The sequence below is a fragment of the Cellulosilyticum lentocellum DSM 5427 genome, from assembly GCF_000178835.2.
GTDB classification, from domain to species: domain Bacteria; phylum Bacillota; class Clostridia; order Lachnospirales; family Cellulosilyticaceae; genus Cellulosilyticum; species Cellulosilyticum lentocellum.
Genome location: NC_015275.1, coordinates 3,841,198 through 3,858,618, shown reverse-complemented (window position 1 = coordinate 3,858,618; position 17,421 = coordinate 3,841,198). Strand labels below are relative to the sequence as shown.

Here is a 17,421-nt window from a genome sequence, read left to right as displayed (position 1 = left end):
GTGAAAGGAGGCATCATTAATGGCTCGTTCCATCAAAAAAGGACCATTTGCTGATCAAAGTTTATTAAAGAAAATAGACGCTATGAACGCAGCAGATGAGAAAAAAGTTATTAAATCATGGTCACGTCGTTCAACAATTTTCCCTACAATGGTAGGTCATACAATCGCTGTACATGACGGAAGAAAACACGTTCCTGTATTCGTTACAGAAGATATGGTAGGACACAAATTAGGTGAATTTGCGTTAACAAGAACTTACCGTGGACATGGTAAAGATGAGAAAAAATCAAGAGTTCGCTAATTAATATTTATACGGAAGGAGGTCTTTCATCATGGCAAAAGGACATAGAAGCCAGATCAAAAAAGAGAGAAACGCTCAAAAAGACTCAAGACCAAAAGCTAGAGTAACATTCGTACGTTTATCAAGTACAAAAGCAAATATCGTGCTTGACCAAATTAAAGGAAAAGATGTTAATACAGCATTAGCTATCTTAGCATACACACCAAGATGGGGTGCTCGTGTAGTAGAGAAAGTATTAAAATCTGCAATTGCAAACGCTGAACACAATATGGGTATGGACGCTTCAACATTATATGTGGATGAAGCATTCTCAACAAAAGGACCAACTCTTAAAAGAATTCGTCCACGTGCTCAAGGTCGTGCATATCAAATTCAAAAACAAACTAGCCACATTACAGTGGTATTAAATGCGAGATAAGGAGGTAAACACATGGGCCAAAAGGTAAATCCACATGGATTAAGAGTTGGTGTTATCAAAGAATGGGATGCTAGATGGTATGCTGATAAAAAAGACTTTGCTAACAACCTAGTAGAAGATGATAAAATTAGAAAATTCATCAAGAAAAAATTATATGCTGCTGGCATTGATAAAGTAGAAATCGAAAGAATGTCTAAACGTGTAAGAGTTCACGTTCACACATCAAAACCAGGTATCGTAATTGGTAAAGGTGGAGCATCTATCGATTTACTTCGTAAAGAAGTAGAAAAATTAACTGCAAACAAAGTTGCTATCAACATTGTAGAGGTTAAAAGACCAGAAGCTTGTGCTCAATTAGTAGCAGAAAACATTGCACTTCAATTAGAAAACCGTGTTTCTTTCCGTCGTGCTATGAAACAAGCAATGGGTAAAGCATTCAAATCTGGAGCAAAAGGTATTAAAGTATCTTGTTCTGGTCGTTTAGGTGGAGCTGAAATGGCACGTACTGAACAATATTCAGATGGTAACATTCCACTTCAAACATTAAGAGCTGACATCGAGTATGGATTTGCAGAAGCAGATACAACATACGGTAAAATCGGCGTTAAAGTATGGATCTACAAAGGAGAAGTACTTCCAACTAAAGTTAAAAAGGAAGGGAGCGAAAACTAATGTTAATGCCTAAAAGAGTAAAACGCCGCAAACAATCACGCGGACGTATGAAAGGCCAAGCTACCCGTGGAAATAAAATCACTTATGGTGAATACGGTATTGTTGCAATGGAGCCATCTTGGGTTAAATCAAATCAAATTGAAGCAGCCCGTATTGCGATGACACGTTATATCAAACGTGGTGGTAAAGTTTGGATTAAAATCTTCCCAGATAAACCAGTTACAGCTACACCAGCTGAAACTCGTATGGGTAAAGGTAAAGGTTCGGTAGATTACTGGGTAGCAGTAGTTAAACCAGGAAGAGTTATGTTTGAGTTATCAGGCGTAGCAGAAGAAACAGCTAGAGAAGCTTTAAGACTTGCGGTACACAAGTTACCAATGAAGTGTAAAATCGTTTCTCGTGCTGAACAAGAAATGGCAGGTGATGGTAGTGAAAACTAAAGCATTCTTAGAAGAAATTAGAACTAAATCAGCTGATGAATTACAAGTTGAATTGGTAAATGCGAAAAAAGAACTCTTTAATTTAAGATTCCAAAACGCTACCAATCAATTAGATAACACAGCAAGAATCAAAGAAGTAAGAAAGAATATAGCACGTATTCAAACTATTATTACACAAAAAGCAACTGTGTAGTAGAGAGGAGGCAAGCTCGTGTCTGAAAGAAATTTACGTAAAACATTAATTGGTAATGTAGTTAGCAATAAAATGGACAAAACTATTACTGTAGCAGTTGTAAACAATGTAAAACACCCTCTTTACGGAAAAATCGTAAAAAGAACTTACAAATTACACGCTCATGATGAAAATAATGAGTGCCAAATCGGTGATAGAGTAAAAGTAATGGAAACAAGACCTTTATCTAAATCAAAAAGATTTAGACTTGTAGAAATCGTAGAAAAAGCTAAATAGTAATAGAAATCTTGAAAGGAGGTCACTTCTCATGATTCAACAAGAGAGTAGATTAAGAGTAGCTGATAACACAGGTGCTAAAGAACTTCTTTGTATCCGTGTTCTTGGTGGCTCAACAAGAAGATATGGTAATATCGGTGATGTTATCGTAGCATCAGTTAAAGATGCAACACCAGGCGGCGTTGTTAAAAAAGGTGATGTAGTTAAAGCTGTTATCGTTCGTACTAAAAAAGGCGTAAGACGTCAAGATGGTTCTTACATCAAATTCGATGAAAATGCAGCTGTAATTATTAAAGAAGACAAAAACCCAAGAGGGACTCGTATTTTTGGACCAGTAGCAAGAGAGTTAAGAGAAAAGAAATACACAAAAATCTTATCACTTGCTCCAGAAGTTCTATAAGGAGGTGTGAATAGTGAAAACTAAACTTAAAAAAGGTGATAGAGTAGTTATTATTGCCGGTAAAGATAAAGGTAAAGAAGGTAACATCACATTAATCGACCGTAAAAATGGTAGAGTTGTTGTTGAAGGTTGTAACATGATTACAAAGCACCAAAAAGCAAATGCAGCTAACCAAGGTGGTTTAATTGAAAGAGAAGCACCTATTCACATGTCAAATGTAATGTACGTGCACAGCGGTAAAGCAGCACGTTTAGGTGTAGAAATTAAAGACGGTAAAAAAGTTCGCGTAGCAATCGTTAACAAAGAACGTTTTGTAATCGACTAATTAGTGAAAGGAGGCAATGTGAACGATGAGTAGATTAAGAGAAACTTATAAAAATGAGATCATGGGTGCTATGACAGCAAAGTTTGGTTACAAAAACCAAATGGAAGTACCTAAAATTGAAAAAATCGTTATCAACATGGGTGTTGGTGAAGCAAGAGATAATGCGAAAGTATTAGAAAATGCTGTAAACGATATGCAAATGATCGCAGGTCAAAAACCTGTTATCACAAAAGCTAAAAAATCAGTGGCTGCGTTCAAACTTCGTGAAGGTATGCCAATCGGATGTAAAGTAACTCTTCGTGGTGAAAAAATGTATGAGTTCTTAGATCGTTTAGTAAACTTAGCTCTTCCACGTGTACGTGACTTCCGTGGTGTAAGTGCTACAGCTTTCGATGGTCGTGGTAACTACGCTTTAGGCGTTAAAGAACAACTTATTTTCCCAGAAATCGAGTACGATAAAGTAGATAAAGTTCGTGGTATGGATGTTATCATCGTAACAACAGCTCATACAGACGAAGAAGCTCGTGAACTGTTAACACAATTCGGGATGCCTTTTCAAAAATAAGGAGGGTAAATAAATGGCAAAGAAATCAATGAAAGTTAAGCAACAAAGACCTGCTAAATTTTCAACTCAAGCATATACAAGATGCCGTATCTGTGGTCGTCCACATGGTTACCTTAGAAAATATGGTATCTGCCGTATTTGTTTCAGAGAATTAGCATATAAAGGTCAAATCCCTGGCGTTAAAAAAGCTAGCTGGTAAGAAAGAAAGGAGGCAAATAACAATGACAATGAGCGATCCTATTGCAGATATGTTAACAAGAATCAGAAATGCCAACATCGCAAAACACGATGTAGTTGAGGTTCCTGCTTCAAAAATGAAAAAAGCTATTTCTGAAATTCTTGTAAATGAAGGATATATTAAAGGTTTTGAAGTTAAAGAAGATGGTGTTAAATCAACAATTCGCATGACTTTAAAATACGGAAAAGATAAAAACGAGAAAGTTATTTCTGGTATCAAAAAGATCTCTAAACCAGGTCTTCGTGTATACGCAGATACAGACAACCTTCCAAAAGTTCTTGGTGGACTTGGTACAGCGATTATTTCTACAAACAAAGGTGTAATCACTGACAAAGAAGCTAGAAAACTTGGTGTAGGTGGCGAAGTAATCGCATTCATTTGGTAATAAAGACAATAAGTTAAGGAGGTGCCGAATATGTCACGTATTGGTAAACAACCAATCGCTGTTCCAGCAGGTGTTACAGTTACTATTAGCCCAGCTAACGAAGTAGTTGTAAAAGGACCAAAAGGAACACTTACTCAAACATTTGATACAGCAATGAACATTGCATTAGAAGAAAATGAAGTTGTGGTAACAAGACCAAACGACTTAAAAAGAAATAGATCTCTTCACGGTTTAACAAGAACACTTATTGCTAACATGGTAGAAGGCGTAACTAACGGTTTCACAAAAGTGTTAGAAATCAACGGTGTTGGATATAGAGCACAAAAACAAGGCAAAAAATTAGTTCTTTCTTTAGGGTATTCTCACCCAGTTGAAATGGAAGACCCAGAAGGTCTTACAACAACATTAGATGGTAACAAAATCACTGTAGCAGGTATCGATAAAGCAGCTGTAGGTCAATATGCAGCAGAAATTAGAGATAAACGTAGACCAGAACCATACAAAGGTAAAGGTATTAAATACATTGATGAAGTTATTCGTCGTAAAGAAGGTAAAACAGGTAAAAAATAATAAGTAAAGGAGTGACATCCGCATGATCAGAAAGCAATCTAGAAGCGATATTCGTGTTAAAAAACACAATAGAATGCGTAATAAAGTTCAAGGTACAACAGAGAGACCTAGACTTGCCGTATTCAGAAGTGAAAAACACATCTACGCTCAAATTATAGATGACATGACTGGAACAACTTTAGTTGCAGCATCAACAGTTGAAAAAGAAATTGCTAAAGAATTAAAAGCAACTTCTAACGTTGAAGCAGCAGCAGCAGTTGGAACAGCAGTTGCTAAAAAAGCAGTAGCAAAAGGTATTGAAAACGTAGTATTTGACCGTGGTGGTTTCTTATATCATGGTAGAGTTAAAGCATTAGCTGACGCAGCTCGCGAAGCTGGGTTACAATTCTAGTAAAGGAGGGAAATAAGAACATGGCTAAAAGATTAACTATTGATCCTAGTACAATGGATCTTCAAGAAAAAGTTGTTACAATTAAACGTGTAACAAAAGTAGTAAAAGGTGGTCGTACATTCCGTTTCTCTGCTTTAGTAGTAGTTGGTGACGGTAATGGTCACGTTGGTGTAGGCTTAGGAAAAGCAATGGAAATTCCAAATGCTATCCAAAAAGCTATCGACGATGCTAAGAAAAACCTTATTTACATCGAAAGAAACGATGCAGATAGTATTTATCATGAATTCTATGGTGAATTTGGAAGTGCAAGAGTACTTCTTAAACCAGCTAAAGAAGGTACTGGAGTTATCGCAGGTGGTCCAGCTCGTGCTGTACTTGAACTTGCAGGTATTCGTAACATCAGAACTAAATCTTTAGGTTCAAACAACAAGAAAAACGTAGTTCATGCTACAATCGAAGGTCTTAGAGCGTTAAAAACACCTTCACAAGTAGCTAAACTTCGTGGAAAATCAGTAGAAGAGATTCTAGGCTAAGAGGAGGAAGTAAAAGATGGCAAAGATCAAAGTTACATTAGTTAGATCTACAATCGGAGCACTTCCAAAACACAAAAAAACTGTTGAAGCGCTAGGATTAAGAAAGATTAACAGTGCAAACATTCACGAAGATAACGCAGCTATCCGTGGTATGATTGACCAAGTTACACACTTAGTAAAAGTAGAAGAAATTAACGAGTAATAGATATTTACAAATAGAAGGAGGTGCCAAGGACATGAATTTAAGTACATTAAGACCAAATGAAGGATCTAAAAAAGGAACTTTCCGTGTTGGTAGAGGTCATGGTTCAGGTAATGGTAAAACTGCTGGTAAAGGACACAAAGGGCAAAAAGCTAGAAGTGGCGGTGGTGTAAGACCTGGTTTTGAAGGTGGTCAAATGCCATTATACAGACGTCTTCCAAAACGTGGATTTACAAACCGTAACAGTGTAGAAATCGTTGGTATCAACGTTGACTTATTAAATCGTTTCGAAGATGGTGCAGTAGTAACTATCGACGCAATGATTGAAGCAGGTATCATCAAAAATCCAAGAGACGGGGTAAAAATTCTTGGTAAAGGTGAAATCAGCAAAAAATTAACTGTACAAGCAAACGCATTTAGCGCAAGCGCTAAAGAAAAAATTGAAGCTGTGGGTGGTAAAGCAGAAGAGGTGATGTAAAGGTGGATTTATTCAAAACTCTTAGAAATGCTTGGAAAGTGCCAGAACTACGCAACAAATTGATATACACACTTTGGATGTTTCTTTTTATCAGAATCGGGGTATCTATTACTGTACCAGGAGTAGACAGAGCAGCGCTAGCAGCAGCAAATGCCGCTAATGCTAACTCCGGTTTTGTAAACCAATTTATGAGCATGATAACAGGTGGTGCAAATCAAGATTTGGCACTATTTGCATTAGGAGTAGGTCCTTATATTACTGCTAGTATCATCATGCAACTTCTTCAAGTAGCTATCTCTAAATTAGAAGAGTTGGCAAAAGAGGGAGAAGAAGGTAGAAAAAAAATCAACAAGTATACACGCTATGTAACACTTGGTTTAGCAGTTGTACAATCATGGGCTATGGTATTGACAAATAGAAATGTGTTAGTTGATGATAGCATTTGGACCTTTTTACTTGTTATGATTGCATTTATTGCTGGTTCAATGCTAGTTATGTGGATTGGTGAACAAATCACTTCAAAAGGTGTAGGTAATGGTATGTCACTTTACATCTTTATTGGTATTATTTATTCACTACCAACTAACTTTGCAGGAATTTTTGTTTTGAATAAAGATAGAATCTATATCCCAATCATTGTGCTTATTGCATTTATTGCTTTAGTAGGATTTACAGTACTCATGGCACAAGGTGAAAGAAGAGTATCAGTTCAGTATGCAAAACGTATGGCTGGACGTAAGGTGTATGGTGGTCAATCACAATACATTCCAGTTAAGGTTAACCTTGGCGGGGTTCTTCCTATTATCTTTGCTATGTCTATTATGAACTTCCCACAAATTATTATTAACTTGGTAGGGGCTCAAGTATCTGAAAACTGGCAGACGGTGCTTAATTGGTTAAACTGGACTAATCCAGTTGGATCAGTGATTTATATCATTCTTATCTTTGCATTTGCGTTCTTTTATTCAACAATTGCTTTTAATCCAATGGAGATTGCAAGCAATATGAAGAAAAGTGGAGGGTTCGTTCCAGGTATTAGACCAGGAAAGCCTACCTCTGATTATTTAGCAGCTTTAGGAACACGCATTACATTACTTGGAGCTATATTCTTAGTTATACTTGCGATAATGCCTTTAGCATTTAACTATTTATTCAAAGTAGACGTTGCCTTCTCAGGAACATCATTACTCATCGTAGTAGGGGTTGTACTTGAAACACTTAAACAAATCGAATCACAAATGTTAATGAGACATTATAAAGGATTTTTATAGAATGAATAGGAGGTAGGCCGCTGTGAGATTAATATTATTAGGTGCGCCTGGAGCAGGTAAAGGGACACAAGCAGAAATGCTAACTAAACTATATGATATTCCATGTATCTCTACAGGTAATATTTTTAGAGAGCATATTTCTAACAATACTGAGCTAGGTCAAAAAGCTAAAGCATACATGGATGAAGGAAAATTGGTGCCAGACTCACTTGTTATTGAGCTTGTCAAAAGTAGAATTACTCAGGATGACTGCAAAAATGGTATGATTTTTGATGGTTTCCCAAGAACAATTCCTCAAGCCGAGGCATTAGATGTAATGCTTAAGGAGTTAAGTATTCCAATTGACTTTGTTATCAATGTAGATGTACCTGATGAACTCATTGTTGATCGTATGAGTGGTAGAACAGTTTGTCCTAGCTGCGGCGCTTCTTACCATAAAGTAAATAAAGTTGAAACAGTTGCTGGTAAATGTGATCTTTGCGGTGAAACACTTATCCAAAGAGATGACGATAGAGCAGAAACTGTTAAGAAAAGATTAGATGTATATCATGAACAAACGGAACCTTTAATTGCATACTATAAAGCTCAAGGTAAAGTATTAGACATTGATGGTGTAGGTACAGTTGAAGAAGTACGTGATAGAGTAAAAAAAGCATTGGGAGTGAAATAAGATGGCCATTCACATTAAATCAGCTGATGAAATCAGCTTGATGAGGGAAGCCGCCCAAATTCTTGTAGAAGCCCATGATTTAGTAGCAGCTCATATAAAGGAAGGCATTACTACTAAAGAACTTGATAGCATAGCTGAAAAGTTTATTAAAAGTAAAGATGCATATCCTTCATTTCTTAATTATCATGGATATCCAGGGTCAGCTTGTATTTCTATAAATGATGAAGTTGTTCACGGTATTCCTGGGAAGAGAAAGCTACAAGAGGGAGACATAGTAAGTGTTGACCTCGGGGTATACTATAAGGGATATCACTCAGATGCTGCAAGAACCTATCCGGTTGGCACAGTTGATGCTGCCAAGTTAGACCTAATAAGAGTGACGAAAGAAAGCTTTTTTGAAGGTTTAAAATATGCAAAACCAGGCAATCATTTAAGTGATATATCATCGGCAATTCAGCGTCATGCTGAAGCTCATGGTTATGGCGTAGTGAGAGACCTAGTTGGACACGGAATAGGTAAACAATTGCATGAAGAACCACAAGTTCCAAACTACAAAACACCTGGAAGAGGACCAAAACTTCAAAAAGGTATGGTACTCGCTATTGAACCAATGATAAACATGGGAACATGGCAAGTTAGGGTACTAGAAGATGATTGGACGTTCGTAACTAGAGATGGCAGTGTATCTGCACATTATGAGAACACAGTGGTTATTACAGATGATATTCCAGAAATACTTACTATAGGTAAGTAAGAGGTGATTAAATGAATAACAAGTATTCGCTAGGGCAGATTGTTTTCTCAAAGTGCGGTCGTGATCAAGGGAAACCATTTATTGTTGTAAGTATAGAGGAAGAATATGTTTACTTAGTAGATGGGAGTCTCCGTAAAGTAGATAACCCGAAACTAAAGAAGAAAAAACATATTCAGCCAACGCTGACTACTAATGAATGGATAAAACAAAAAATTATAGAAGAAAATCGACTAACAAATAGTGATGTTAGACGAGCTCTTGAAGAGTATCTAGGGCAATCTTCTGTGTAAGAGGAGGTTTGTAACTTGGCTAAAGGTGATGTTATAGAAGTAGAGGGAACAGTGATAGAGAAGTTACCAAATGCGATGTTTAAGGTTGAGATTGAAGGAGGACACATTGTCCTTGGTCATATTTCAGGAAAACTTCGTATGAACTTCATCCGTGTATTACCGGGTGATAAGGTAACCATAGAACTTTCTCCATATGATTTAACCAAAGGGCGCATTATTTGGCGTTCTAAATAAATGGTATAATAGAAAGGAGAACAGAAAATGAAAGTACGTCCATCAGTAAAAAAGATTTGCGAAAAATGTAAAATTATTAAAAGAAAAGGTCGTGTTTGCGTTATCTGTGAGAATCCAAAACACAAACAAAAACAAGGTTAATATTACCTTGAATATTGGCACTTTAACTCATTGATTTATGAGTAATAGTAAGCTATAATATTCTGTGGTATTTAACTTAGAAGCGGCTGCGGCATAGAGTCATTTATGCTGTATTATATATATTTTAAAAAACCTATAGGAGGTGCAGAGAGTGGCACGTATTGCAGGTGTAGACTTACCAAAAAATAAACGTGTTGAAATTGGTCTTACTTATATTTTCGGTATTGGCCGCCCAACTTCTCGTCAAATTTTAACAGAAGCTGGCATTGATTTCGATACTCGTATCAAAGACTTAACTGAAGAACAAGTTTCTAAGATTCGTGAACTTATTGAAAAATTAGGAATCATCGTTGAAGGTGATCTTCGTCGTGAAATCGCTTTAAACATTAAGAGATTAATGGAAATCGGTTGCTACAGAGGAATTCGTCATAGACGTGGTCTTCCAGTTAGAGGACAAAAAACAAAAACAAATGCTCGTACACGTAAAGGTCCTAAAAAGACAGTAGCTAATAAGAAAAAATAGTAAATAAAGGAGGTTAAGAATCTCATGGCAGTTGCAAAAAAAGGTGGTAAAAAAGTTGTAACTCGTAAACGTCGTGACAGAAAACACGTTGAACGCGGTGTTGCACACATTCAATCAACTTTTAACAATACAATGGTAACATTAACAGACACAAACGGAAATGCTCTTTCATGGGCAAGTGCTGGCGGTCTTGGATTTAGAGGTTCAAGAAAATCAACTCCATATGCAGCTCAAATGGCAGCTGAAACAGCAGCTAAAGCAGCAATGGAACATGGATTAAAATCAGTAGAAGTTATGGTTAAAGGACCAGGTTCTGGTAGAGAAGCTGCGATTCGTGCACTTCAAGCTGCAGGCTTAGAAGTAACATTAATCAAAGATGTAACTCCTGTACCACACAATGGTTGCCGTCCACCAAAACGTAGAAGAGTGTAATAGGAGGGTAAAAATGGCTAGATATATTGGTTCTAAATGTAAACAATGTCGTCGCGAAGGAAAAAAATTATTCCTTAAAGGTGAAAGATGTTTCTCAGCTGCTTGTTCAGTTGAAAAAAGACCTTATGCTCCAGGGCAACACGGTCAAGCTAAAAAGAAATTATCTGAGTACGGATTACAATTACGTGAAAAACAAAAAGCTAAAAGAATCTATGGTGTTCTTGAAGGTAAATTCAGAACTTACTTTGAAGAAGCAGATCGTAAACAAGGAATTACAGGTGAAAACTTACTTCGTCTTCTCGAACTTCGTTTAGATAACGTTTGTTACCGTATTGGTCTTGGACGTTCTCGTACAGAAGCTAGACAAGTAGTAAGACACAACCTTATTACTGTTAACGGTAAAAGAGTAAACATCCCATCTTACCAAGTTAAAGTTGGCGATGTAATTGAAGTTAAAGAAGATGCTAAATCATTCGAACGCTTCAAACTTACTGCAGAAGTAACAGGATCTCGTATTGTTCCAGAATGGTTAGAAGGCGATATTGAAAACCTTAGAGGTACAGTTAAAGCACTTCCAACTAGAGAACAAATCGATACTGATATTGCAGAAACACTTATCGTTGAGCTTTACTCTAAGTAATAGTTCGTCACCCTCAATATTTTATTTTAAAACCAAAGGAGGGTTTATCCGGTGTTGGAATTTGAAAAACCACAAATTGAGATTAAAGAATTATCGCAAGATGGTAAATATGGCTGTTTCGTAGTAGAACCATTAGAAAGAGGATATGGAATCACATTAGGCAATAGCCTTCGTCGCATTCTTTCTTCTTCTCTTCCTGGCTCTGCTATTAGCAGCGTCAAAGTGGATGGTGTACTTCATGAGTTTAGTTCAATTCCTGGAGTAAAAGAGGATGTTGTTGAAATTATCCTTAACCTTAAAGGTCTTGCTATCCGCGATACAAGTCAAGGTACAGAACCTAAAGTAATTTATATTGAGAAATCTGGAGAAGGCCCAGTAACTGGAGCAGATATTAAATGTGGTCCAGAAATTGAAATCCTTAATCCAGAACATCATATTGCTACTTTAAATGGTGGAGCAAACTCTAACCTTTCAATTGAAATGACAGTAACAACTGGCCGTGGATATGAAGGTGTTGATAAGCTGAAGAAAACTGATCTTCCAATAGGAGTGATCCCAGTTGATGCTAATGCTAACTACACACCAGTAGAGCGTGTAAACTTTATTGTAGAGGATACACGTGTTGGGCAACAAACTGACTATGATAAACTTACATTAGAGGTTTGGACAAATGGTACACTTAAGCCAGATGAAGCTGTATCTTTAGCTGCAAAAGTTTTAAGTGAACATTTAAACCTTTTCATTGACTTATCAGAGAATGCACGTACTACAGAAATTATGGTAACAAAAGAAGATGATTCTAAAGAAAAAACTTTAGAAATGACAATCGAAGAGTTAGACCTCTCAGTTAGATCATTCAACTGTTTAAAACGTGCGGGAATCAACACAGTTGAAGACTTAACAAACAAGACAGAAGAAGAAATGATGAAAGTTCGTAATCTTGGACGTAAATCATTAGAAGAGGTATTCCAAAAACTCAACGAACTTGGTTTTCAACTTAAACCAAGTGAAGAATAAGCAGAATATTTAAGGAGGTTAGGGCATGGCTGGACAAAGAAAGCTCGGACGTGACGCAGCAGGACGTAAAGCGTTACTTCGTAACCAAGTTACAAATCTCTTATACCATGGAAAGATTAAAACAACTGCTCCAAAAGCAAAAGAGATTCGTAAAATCGCTGAAGGCTTAATCGCAATGGCTGTTCGCGAAAAAGACAACTATGAAGAAGTTACTATTAAAGCAAAACAACCTAAATTAGATAAAGACGGTAAACGTGTTAAAGAAGTTGTAGATGGCAAAAAAGTAACTGTTTATGATGAAGTAGAAAAAACTATCAAAAAAGATAGTGCTACTCGCTTACATGCAAGAAGACAAATGTTAAAGGTATTATACCCAGTAACAGAAGTACAAGGTGCTAAAAGAAGACAAGCTAAAAAAGTTGACATGTGCGACAAATTATTTAGCGAAATCGCTCCTAAATACGCTGACCGTAATGGTGGTTACACAAGAATCATCAAAATCGGACCACGTAAAGGTGACGCAGCTGAAGAAGTTATTATCGAATTAGTATAATATCTAGGGATTAAGAACTGTTCTTAATCCCTTTCTTATTATATTAATATATAGTAAAGTTATTAAGAGTAAATTAATGATTATAGTGTATCGGTACGATTATGGATAAAAAGAGTTTAAATAAGGTAAGAGGTAGCCAAAACCTAATGGGTTAGTTTATATTATATATAGTTATGAGTAGTTAAAAGAATGAATAGTGAATAATAATAATGAAAAGTTATTTATATTACGAAGCATTTACTCTAGATTCGTGCTTGGATGATTTAATTTAAGTATTAATAAGTATATATAATTAAGAGGTGTAACTATGCAGAACATTATTGAAGCTAAAAACCTTGTTTTTGAGTATTATAATTATGATGATGATGGACAAGTAAAAGATAGCGTAACAGCGTTAAATCACATTAGTGTAGATGTAAAAGAGGGAGAATTCCTAGTCATTCTTGGCCATAATGGCTCAGGTAAATCTACCTTTGCTAAGCATTTAAATAGTATTTTAACGCCTAAAGAAGGAACTTTAATAGTTAGTGGTATCGATGCTACAGATAAAAAGAATACGTGGGATATTCGAAAACAGGTTGGGATGGTATTTCAAAACCCCGATAATCAAATTGTAGCTACCATTATAGAAGAAGATGTAGCGTTTGGTCCAGAGAATTTGGGAATAGAACCAAGCGAAATTAGAAAACGTGTAGATGATGCTTTAGAGACGGTTGGGATGAGCGATTACAAAAAAGGTTCACCTAATCAACTTTCAGGAGGGCAAAAACAACGTATAGCAATAGCAGGTGTTATAGCTATGAAGCCTAAATGCATTGTATTTGATGAATCTACGGCTATGCTTGATCCTATTGGTAGAAGACAAGTTATGAGTACCATGCAAAAATTAAACAAAGAATATGGGATTACAATTATTCATATTACCCACTATATGCAAGAAGCAATACTTGCAGACCGTATTATAGTAATGGATAAGGGAAAAGTTGTTTTAGAAGGAACTCCAAAAGAAGTTTTTAAAGAAGTAAAAAGAATCAAAGATATAGGTTTAGATGTGCCAGATACAACTTATCTCGTATACTTATTAAATCAAGAAGGATTTGATTTACCTATAGATTTACTAACAGTAGAAGAGGTGACAGACGCAATATGTCAATTAAGATAGATCATTTAACACATATATATAATGAAGGAACGCCTTTTCAAAAGGTAGCATTAGAAGATATTAATATGAGTATAGAAAAAGGTGAGTTTGTAGGTATTATAGGCCATACTGGCTCAGGCAAAAGCACTCTTATTCAAATGTTTAACGGACTTTTAAAACCGACAAAAGGTGAGGTCTATGTTAATCAGCAGAACATCCATGGCGAGAAGATTAATAAAAAAGAAATGAGACAAAGGGTGGGTTTGGTTTTTCAATACCCTGAGTATCAGCTTTTTGAGATGACGGTGAAAGATGATGTAGCTTTTGGACCAAAGAATATGGGGTTAACTAAAGAAGAAATAGACAAGCAAGTGAAATTTGGGTTAGATGCAGTTGGTCTAGATGAATCTTATTATGAAAAGTCGCCTTTTGAGCTTTCTGGAGGACAAAAAAGAAGAGTGGCTATTGCTGGTGTCTTAGCAATGAACCCAGAAATACTTATCTTAGATGAGCCTACAGCAGGATTAGATCCAAAAGGTAGAAATGAATTATTCGAACAGTTAAAAAAGATGCATCAGGAACTAGGGCTTACCATTGTACTTATTTCACATAGTATGGAGGATGTGGCGAAGTACGTAGAAAAGTTATTTGTACTTTATAAGGGAAGAATTGCTTATACAGGTTCACCAAGAGAGGTTTTTGCTCATGGTAAGGAGCTAGAAAAGATTGGACTTGCTATGCCTCAGATTAAATACATTATGGAAGACTTAAAACAAAAAGGAATGGATATAGATACCGATGTATTAACAGTAGAAGAGGCAGCAGCTAAAATTATAGCGTATTTAAAGGAGAAAGGAGAACAACATGATTAGAGACATTACTATAGGACAATATTATCCTTCAGGTTCTCCAGTTCATAAATTAGATCCAAGAACAAAAATCCTTATTACCTTTGCCTATATTATAGGATTGTTTTTTATTAATTACTTTATTGGATATGCTTTTGTTGCATTATGTTTTTACGGCGCTGTTAGAGTAAGTAAGGTGCCACTTAAATATATGCTAAAAGGGTTAAAGAGTATTATGTTTATTTTATTATTTACAGTGATACTCAATATGTTTTTTACTTCTACAGGTAATGAAATATTTAAGTGGTGGATTTTTAGAATTACTGATAATGGATTAGTATTAGCAGCTAAAATGGGAATTAGACTAGTATTATTAATTGTAGGTTCATCTCTTTTGACTTTGACAACATCACCTATTGAGCTAACTGATGGCATAGAGAATCTATTAAATCCTTTTAGAAGGATTGGAGTGCCTGCTCATGAGATAGCCATGATGATGAGTATTTCTCTTCGCTTTATCCCTATCTTATTAGAAGAAACGGATAAAATAATGAAAGCACAAACAGCTAGAGGTGCTGATTTTGAAAGTGGCAATATCGTGCAGAGAGCTAAGGCAATGGTGCCTATTATGGTACCCCTATTCATTTCTGCATTTAGACGTGCAGATGAATTAGCTATGGCTATGGAAGCACGTTGTTATCGTGGAGGAGTAGGTAGAACCAGATTAAATAGCTTGAAGTACACAAAGAAGGATTTAATAGCATTTTTATTTGCAACAGCGTTTATAATAGGGTGTATTTTATTATAAATTATTCTTTGTTGTAATTCCAATTATGTAGCTATAAATAATAAAGAATTGTGTATCATAGGAGGAAGTATGAGGGATGAAGAGATTTAAATTAATCGTGGCATATGATGGGACTAACTATAATGGATTTGCAAAGCAGCCAAATGCCACTACGATTCAAGGGACTTTAGATGTTGCTATTGCTAAAATTGTGCAGCATGAAGTACGTACACTTGGAGCGGGAAGAACAGATAGAGGGGTACATGCCTTTGCTCAATGCTGCGTATTTGATTCAGATACGAAAATACCAGCAGATAGATTAGCTAAAGCTATTAATAGTCAGTTACCAGCCGATATTTCAGTAAAATCGGTAGAAGAAGTAAGTGAAGATTTTCATCCACGTTTTGGAGCTAAAAGAAAAACTTATCGTTATCAGATTTTAAATGCAAAAATAAGAGATCCATTTTTATATAAGTATGCACTTTTATATCCATATGAATTAGATGTAGAGCGTATGCAAGAGGCTGCTAATGAGATGATAGGAGAGCATGATTTCGCATGTTTTTGTGCAGCAGGAAGCACAGTTAAAGATACTGTACGTATTATTTATTCTATAGATGTCAAAAAAGAAGGAGACCTTGTTTCTATTGATGTTTGTGGAAATGGATTTTTATATAATATGGTAAGAATTATTATTGGTACACTGTTAGATGTTAATGAAAATAAGATCACTAAAGATAGCATAAAAACAATTATAGAATCGAAGAATCGTGAACTAGCAGGCCCAACAGTACCACCTCAAGGATTAACCATGCTTAATATAGTGTACAATTAATAATGAAGAATAAAGAATTAAAAACAAAGATGAGGAATAAGAATTAATAAATAAGAATTAGAGATAAACAGTGAAAAACGAAAGATTAATGATAAATAGTGAGGAAAAATAAACAAATTTTCATTATTAATTTTTAACTCTTAATTGCTATAAGTTATCCACAGAGACGTAATAGTATTTTGAAAAAAGAGTAGAAGTCTACAAGTTTATATACAGTAAGTAGAAAGGCATGATAATCTAAATATGAACTTAGGTCTATTTAGTGATTTTAAAACAAAAAAATATGTAGAAATAGTAAAAATAATCCACAGGAAAAAGCTTGACAGTTTATTTTGTAAATAATATAATATAGTTTGTGTTAATGAGACCACTTATAAAATCCAATAGCCCCGGATTTTATATGACAAATAGAAATTAACCTAGTTTTATAAGATCCAAAGGAGGTATATTCAATGAGAACAACATACATGGCAAATGCCCAAAACGTTGAAAAGCAATGGTATGTTATTGACGCAGAAGGTCAAACAGTAGGTAGACTTTCTAGCCAAATTGCAACAGTATTAAGAGGTAAAAACAAACCAACTTACACACCACACGTAGATTGTGGAGATCACGTAATTGTTATTAACGCAGATAAAGTAGTATTTACAGGTAAAAAATTAGATCAAAAATTATATAGAAGACATACAGGATACGCTGGTGGTTTAAAAGAAACTACAGCTCGTGAAATGATGGATACTCATCCTGAAAGAGTTATCATGAACGCTGTTAAAGGGATGCTTCCAAAAAACAGCTTAGGAAGAAAAATGCTTACTAACCTTCGTGTATATGCTGGAACAGAGCACAACCACGAAGCACAAAAACCAGTAGAGTTAAAATTCTAATCACTCGGGAGGAG

At 35.6% G+C, this 17,421-nt stretch carries 32 protein-coding genes; all 32 read left to right on the top strand.

Annotated elements, in window-relative coordinates; genetic code table 11:
• Nucleotides 1-19: 19 nt before the first annotated feature.
• Nucleotides 20-301, top strand: coding sequence for a 30S ribosomal protein S19 (gene rpsS / locus CLOLE_RS17790; protein WP_013658502.1), 282 nt, complete (start codon nt 20-22; stop codon nt 299-301).
• 31 nt (nt 302-332) lie between these two features.
• Entirely contained in the window at nt 333-719 is a 387-nt protein-coding gene (gene rplV, locus CLOLE_RS17785; protein ID WP_013658501.1) for a 50S ribosomal protein L22, read from the top strand.
• A 12-nt stretch (nt 720-731) separates the two neighbouring features.
• Nucleotides 732-1,391 (top strand): 30S ribosomal protein S3, encoded by a 660-nt coding sequence (gene rpsC / locus CLOLE_RS17780; RefSeq protein ID WP_013658500.1) that lies wholly within the window; start codon nt 732-734, stop codon nt 1,389-1,391.
• Nucleotides 1,391-1,831, top strand: coding sequence for a 50S ribosomal protein L16 (gene rplP, locus CLOLE_RS17775; protein ID WP_013658499.1), 441 nt, complete (start codon nt 1,391-1,393; stop codon nt 1,829-1,831). The genes rpsC and rplP overlap by 1 nt, the downstream gene beginning before the upstream one ends.
• Nucleotides 1,821-2,024 (top strand): 50S ribosomal protein L29, encoded by a 204-nt coding sequence (gene rpmC, locus CLOLE_RS17770; protein ID WP_013658498.1) that lies wholly within the window; start codon nt 1,821-1,823, stop codon nt 2,022-2,024. The genes rplP and rpmC overlap by 11 nt, the downstream gene beginning before the upstream one ends.
• An 18-nt stretch (nt 2,025-2,042) precedes the next feature.
• Nucleotides 2,043-2,300 (top strand): 30S ribosomal protein S17, encoded by a 258-nt coding sequence (gene rpsQ, locus CLOLE_RS17765; RefSeq protein ID WP_013658497.1) that lies wholly within the window; start codon nt 2,043-2,045, stop codon nt 2,298-2,300.
• A 31-nt stretch (nt 2,301-2,331) separates the two neighbouring features.
• On the top strand, nt 2,332-2,700 hold the full coding sequence (rplN, locus tag CLOLE_RS17760; RefSeq protein ID WP_013658496.1) for a 50S ribosomal protein L14: 369 nt from the start codon (nt 2,332-2,334) through the stop codon (nt 2,698-2,700).
• Nucleotides 2,701-2,713: 13 nt separating this feature from the next.
• A complete protein-coding gene (gene rplX / locus CLOLE_RS17755) occupies nt 2,714-3,025 on the top strand; it encodes a 50S ribosomal protein L24 (protein ID WP_013658495.1) in 312 nt (103 codons plus the stop codon).
• A gap of 25 nt (nt 3,026-3,050) precedes the next feature.
• A complete protein-coding gene (gene rplE, locus CLOLE_RS17750) occupies nt 3,051-3,590 on the top strand; it encodes a 50S ribosomal protein L5 (RefSeq protein WP_013658494.1) in 540 nt (179 codons plus the stop codon).
• A gap of 13 nt (nt 3,591-3,603) precedes the next feature.
• Nucleotides 3,604-3,789, top strand: coding sequence for a type Z 30S ribosomal protein S14 (locus tag CLOLE_RS17745; protein ID WP_013658493.1), 186 nt, complete (start codon nt 3,604-3,606; stop codon nt 3,787-3,789).
• Between the two features lie 22 nt (nt 3,790-3,811).
• A complete protein-coding gene (rpsH, locus tag CLOLE_RS17740) occupies nt 3,812-4,213 on the top strand; it encodes a 30S ribosomal protein S8 (protein ID WP_013658492.1) in 402 nt (133 codons plus the stop codon).
• 30 nt (nt 4,214-4,243) lie between these two features.
• Nucleotides 4,244-4,783, top strand: a complete 540-nt coding sequence (gene rplF, locus CLOLE_RS17735) for a 50S ribosomal protein L6 (RefSeq protein WP_013658491.1) — start codon at nt 4,244-4,246, stop codon at nt 4,781-4,783.
• A 22-nt stretch (nt 4,784-4,805) separates the two neighbouring features.
• Nucleotides 4,806-5,174 (top strand): 50S ribosomal protein L18, encoded by a 369-nt coding sequence (rplR, locus tag CLOLE_RS17730; RefSeq protein ID WP_013658490.1) that lies wholly within the window; start codon nt 4,806-4,808, stop codon nt 5,172-5,174.
• 20 nt (nt 5,175-5,194) lie between these two features.
• A complete protein-coding gene (gene rpsE / locus CLOLE_RS17725) occupies nt 5,195-5,707 on the top strand; it encodes a 30S ribosomal protein S5 (RefSeq protein WP_013658489.1) in 513 nt (170 codons plus the stop codon).
• Between the two features lie 16 nt (nt 5,708-5,723).
• A complete protein-coding gene (rpmD, locus tag CLOLE_RS17720) occupies nt 5,724-5,909 on the top strand; it encodes a 50S ribosomal protein L30 (RefSeq protein WP_013658488.1) in 186 nt (61 codons plus the stop codon).
• A gap of 34 nt (nt 5,910-5,943) precedes the next feature.
• Nucleotides 5,944-6,387 carry a 50S ribosomal protein L15 gene (gene rplO, locus CLOLE_RS17715; protein WP_013658487.1) on the top strand — a complete coding sequence of 148 codons (444 nt, stop codon included), beginning with the start codon at nt 5,944-5,946 and terminating at the stop codon, nt 6,385-6,387.
• A gap of 2 nt (nt 6,388-6,389) precedes the next feature.
• Nucleotides 6,390-7,658 (top strand): preprotein translocase subunit SecY, encoded by a 1,269-nt coding sequence (gene secY, locus CLOLE_RS17710; RefSeq protein WP_013658486.1) that lies wholly within the window; start codon nt 6,390-6,392, stop codon nt 7,656-7,658.
• Between the two features lie 22 nt (nt 7,659-7,680).
• A complete protein-coding gene (locus tag CLOLE_RS17705; RefSeq protein WP_013658485.1) occupies nt 7,681-8,328 on the top strand; it encodes an adenylate kinase in 648 nt (215 codons plus the stop codon).
• A gap of 1 nt (nt 8,329) precedes the next feature.
• Nucleotides 8,330-9,082, top strand: a complete 753-nt coding sequence (map, locus tag CLOLE_RS17700; RefSeq protein ID WP_013658484.1) for a type I methionyl aminopeptidase — start codon at nt 8,330-8,332, stop codon at nt 9,080-9,082.
• Between the two features lie 11 nt (nt 9,083-9,093).
• Nucleotides 9,094-9,372, top strand: coding sequence for a KOW domain-containing RNA-binding protein (locus tag CLOLE_RS17695; RefSeq protein ID WP_013658483.1), 279 nt, complete (start codon nt 9,094-9,096; stop codon nt 9,370-9,372).
• A gap of 15 nt (nt 9,373-9,387) precedes the next feature.
• Complete coding sequence (gene infA / locus CLOLE_RS17690) at nt 9,388-9,606, top strand: translation initiation factor IF-1 (protein WP_013658482.1); 219 nt, start codon at nt 9,388-9,390, stop codon at nt 9,604-9,606.
• Nucleotides 9,607-9,633: 27 nt separating this feature from the next.
• Entirely contained in the window at nt 9,634-9,747 is a 114-nt protein-coding gene (rpmJ, locus tag CLOLE_RS17685; RefSeq protein WP_013658481.1) for a 50S ribosomal protein L36, read from the top strand.
• Nucleotides 9,748-9,898: 151 nt separating this feature from the next.
• Nucleotides 9,899-10,270 (top strand): 30S ribosomal protein S13, encoded by a 372-nt coding sequence (rpsM, locus tag CLOLE_RS17680; RefSeq protein WP_013658480.1) that lies wholly within the window; start codon nt 9,899-9,901, stop codon nt 10,268-10,270.
• A 24-nt stretch (nt 10,271-10,294) separates the two neighbouring features.
• A complete protein-coding gene (gene rpsK / locus CLOLE_RS17675; RefSeq protein WP_013658479.1) occupies nt 10,295-10,702 on the top strand; it encodes a 30S ribosomal protein S11 in 408 nt (135 codons plus the stop codon).
• Between the two features lie 13 nt (nt 10,703-10,715).
• Nucleotides 10,716-11,342 (top strand): 30S ribosomal protein S4, encoded by a 627-nt coding sequence (gene rpsD, locus CLOLE_RS17670; RefSeq protein WP_013658478.1) that lies wholly within the window; start codon nt 10,716-10,718, stop codon nt 11,340-11,342.
• Nucleotides 11,343-11,393: 51 nt separating this feature from the next.
• Nucleotides 11,394-12,359 (top strand): DNA-directed RNA polymerase subunit alpha, encoded by a 966-nt coding sequence (locus CLOLE_RS17665; RefSeq protein ID WP_013658477.1) that lies wholly within the window; start codon nt 11,394-11,396, stop codon nt 12,357-12,359.
• A gap of 25 nt (nt 12,360-12,384) precedes the next feature.
• Complete coding sequence (locus CLOLE_RS17660; protein WP_013658476.1) at nt 12,385-12,912, top strand: bL17 family ribosomal protein; 528 nt, start codon at nt 12,385-12,387, stop codon at nt 12,910-12,912.
• A 307-nt stretch (nt 12,913-13,219) separates the two neighbouring features.
• Nucleotides 13,220-14,074, top strand: a complete 855-nt coding sequence (locus CLOLE_RS17655) for an energy-coupling factor transporter ATPase (RefSeq protein WP_013658475.1) — start codon at nt 13,220-13,222, stop codon at nt 14,072-14,074.
• Entirely contained in the window at nt 14,059-14,925 is an 867-nt protein-coding gene (locus CLOLE_RS17650; protein ID WP_013658474.1) for an energy-coupling factor transporter ATPase, read from the top strand. Before CLOLE_RS17655 ends, CLOLE_RS17650 begins: the two co-directional genes overlap by 16 nt.
• Nucleotides 14,918-15,709 (top strand): energy-coupling factor transporter transmembrane component T family protein, encoded by a 792-nt coding sequence (locus CLOLE_RS17645; protein ID WP_013658473.1) that lies wholly within the window; start codon nt 14,918-14,920, stop codon nt 15,707-15,709. Before CLOLE_RS17650 ends, CLOLE_RS17645 begins: the two co-directional genes overlap by 8 nt.
• Nucleotides 15,710-15,785: 76 nt before the next feature.
• Nucleotides 15,786-16,523 (top strand): tRNA pseudouridine(38-40) synthase TruA, encoded by a 738-nt coding sequence (gene truA / locus CLOLE_RS17640; RefSeq protein WP_013658472.1) that lies wholly within the window; start codon nt 15,786-15,788, stop codon nt 16,521-16,523.
• A gap of 452 nt (nt 16,524-16,975) precedes the next feature.
• The gene (gene rplM, locus CLOLE_RS17635; protein WP_013658471.1) at nt 16,976-17,407 is read left to right on the top strand and encodes a 50S ribosomal protein L13; all 432 of its coding nucleotides are present in this window, start codon (nt 16,976-16,978) and stop codon (nt 17,405-17,407) included.
• Nucleotides 17,408-17,421: the final 14 nt, after the last annotated feature.

Coding starts and splice junctions, on each gene's coding strand:
- rpmJ (WP_013658481.1), top strand. CDS start 9,634: ATGAAAGTACGTCCATCAGTAAAAAAGATTTGCGAAAAATGTAAAATT.
- CLOLE_RS17650 (WP_013658474.1), top strand. CDS start 14,059: ATGTCAATTAAGATAGATCATTTAACACATATATATAATGAAGGAACG.
- CLOLE_RS17745 (WP_013658493.1), top strand. CDS start 3,604: ATGGCAAAGAAATCAATGAAAGTTAAGCAACAAAGACCTGCTAAATTT.
- rplR (WP_013658490.1), top strand. CDS start 4,806: ATGATCAGAAAGCAATCTAGAAGCGATATTCGTGTTAAAAAACACAAT.
- rpsK (WP_013658479.1), top strand. CDS start 10,295: ATGGCAGTTGCAAAAAAAGGTGGTAAAAAAGTTGTAACTCGTAAACGT.
- rpsH (WP_013658492.1), top strand. CDS start 3,812: ATGACAATGAGCGATCCTATTGCAGATATGTTAACAAGAATCAGAAAT.
- rplF (WP_013658491.1), top strand. CDS start 4,244: ATGTCACGTATTGGTAAACAACCAATCGCTGTTCCAGCAGGTGTTACA.
- rplP (WP_013658499.1), top strand. CDS start 1,391: ATGTTAATGCCTAAAAGAGTAAAACGCCGCAAACAATCACGCGGACGT.
- CLOLE_RS17655 (WP_013658475.1), top strand. CDS start 13,220: ATGCAGAACATTATTGAAGCTAAAAACCTTGTTTTTGAGTATTATAAT.
- rplV (WP_013658501.1), top strand. CDS start 333: ATGGCAAAAGGACATAGAAGCCAGATCAAAAAAGAGAGAAACGCTCAA.
- rplN (WP_013658496.1), top strand. CDS start 2,332: ATGATTCAACAAGAGAGTAGATTAAGAGTAGCTGATAACACAGGTGCT.
- rpsE (WP_013658489.1), top strand. CDS start 5,195: ATGGCTAAAAGATTAACTATTGATCCTAGTACAATGGATCTTCAAGAA.
- rplE (WP_013658494.1), top strand. CDS start 3,051: ATGAGTAGATTAAGAGAAACTTATAAAAATGAGATCATGGGTGCTATG.
- rpsD (WP_013658478.1), top strand. CDS start 10,716: ATGGCTAGATATATTGGTTCTAAATGTAAACAATGTCGTCGCGAAGGA.
- CLOLE_RS17695 (WP_013658483.1), top strand. CDS start 9,094: ATGAATAACAAGTATTCGCTAGGGCAGATTGTTTTCTCAAAGTGCGGT.
- rplM (WP_013658471.1), top strand. CDS start 16,976: ATGAGAACAACATACATGGCAAATGCCCAAAACGTTGAAAAGCAATGG.
- rplO (WP_013658487.1), top strand. CDS start 5,944: ATGAATTTAAGTACATTAAGACCAAATGAAGGATCTAAAAAAGGAACT.
- rpsS (WP_013658502.1), top strand. CDS start 20: ATGGCTCGTTCCATCAAAAAAGGACCATTTGCTGATCAAAGTTTATTA.
- rpmD (WP_013658488.1), top strand. CDS start 5,724: ATGGCAAAGATCAAAGTTACATTAGTTAGATCTACAATCGGAGCACTT.
- rpsC (WP_013658500.1), top strand. CDS start 732: ATGGGCCAAAAGGTAAATCCACATGGATTAAGAGTTGGTGTTATCAAA.
- truA (WP_013658472.1), top strand. CDS start 15,786: ATGAAGAGATTTAAATTAATCGTGGCATATGATGGGACTAACTATAAT.
- map (WP_013658484.1), top strand. CDS start 8,330: ATGGCCATTCACATTAAATCAGCTGATGAAATCAGCTTGATGAGGGAA.
- CLOLE_RS17660 (WP_013658476.1), top strand. CDS start 12,385: ATGGCTGGACAAAGAAAGCTCGGACGTGACGCAGCAGGACGTAAAGCG.
- CLOLE_RS17645 (WP_013658473.1), top strand. CDS start 14,918: ATGATTAGAGACATTACTATAGGACAATATTATCCTTCAGGTTCTCCA.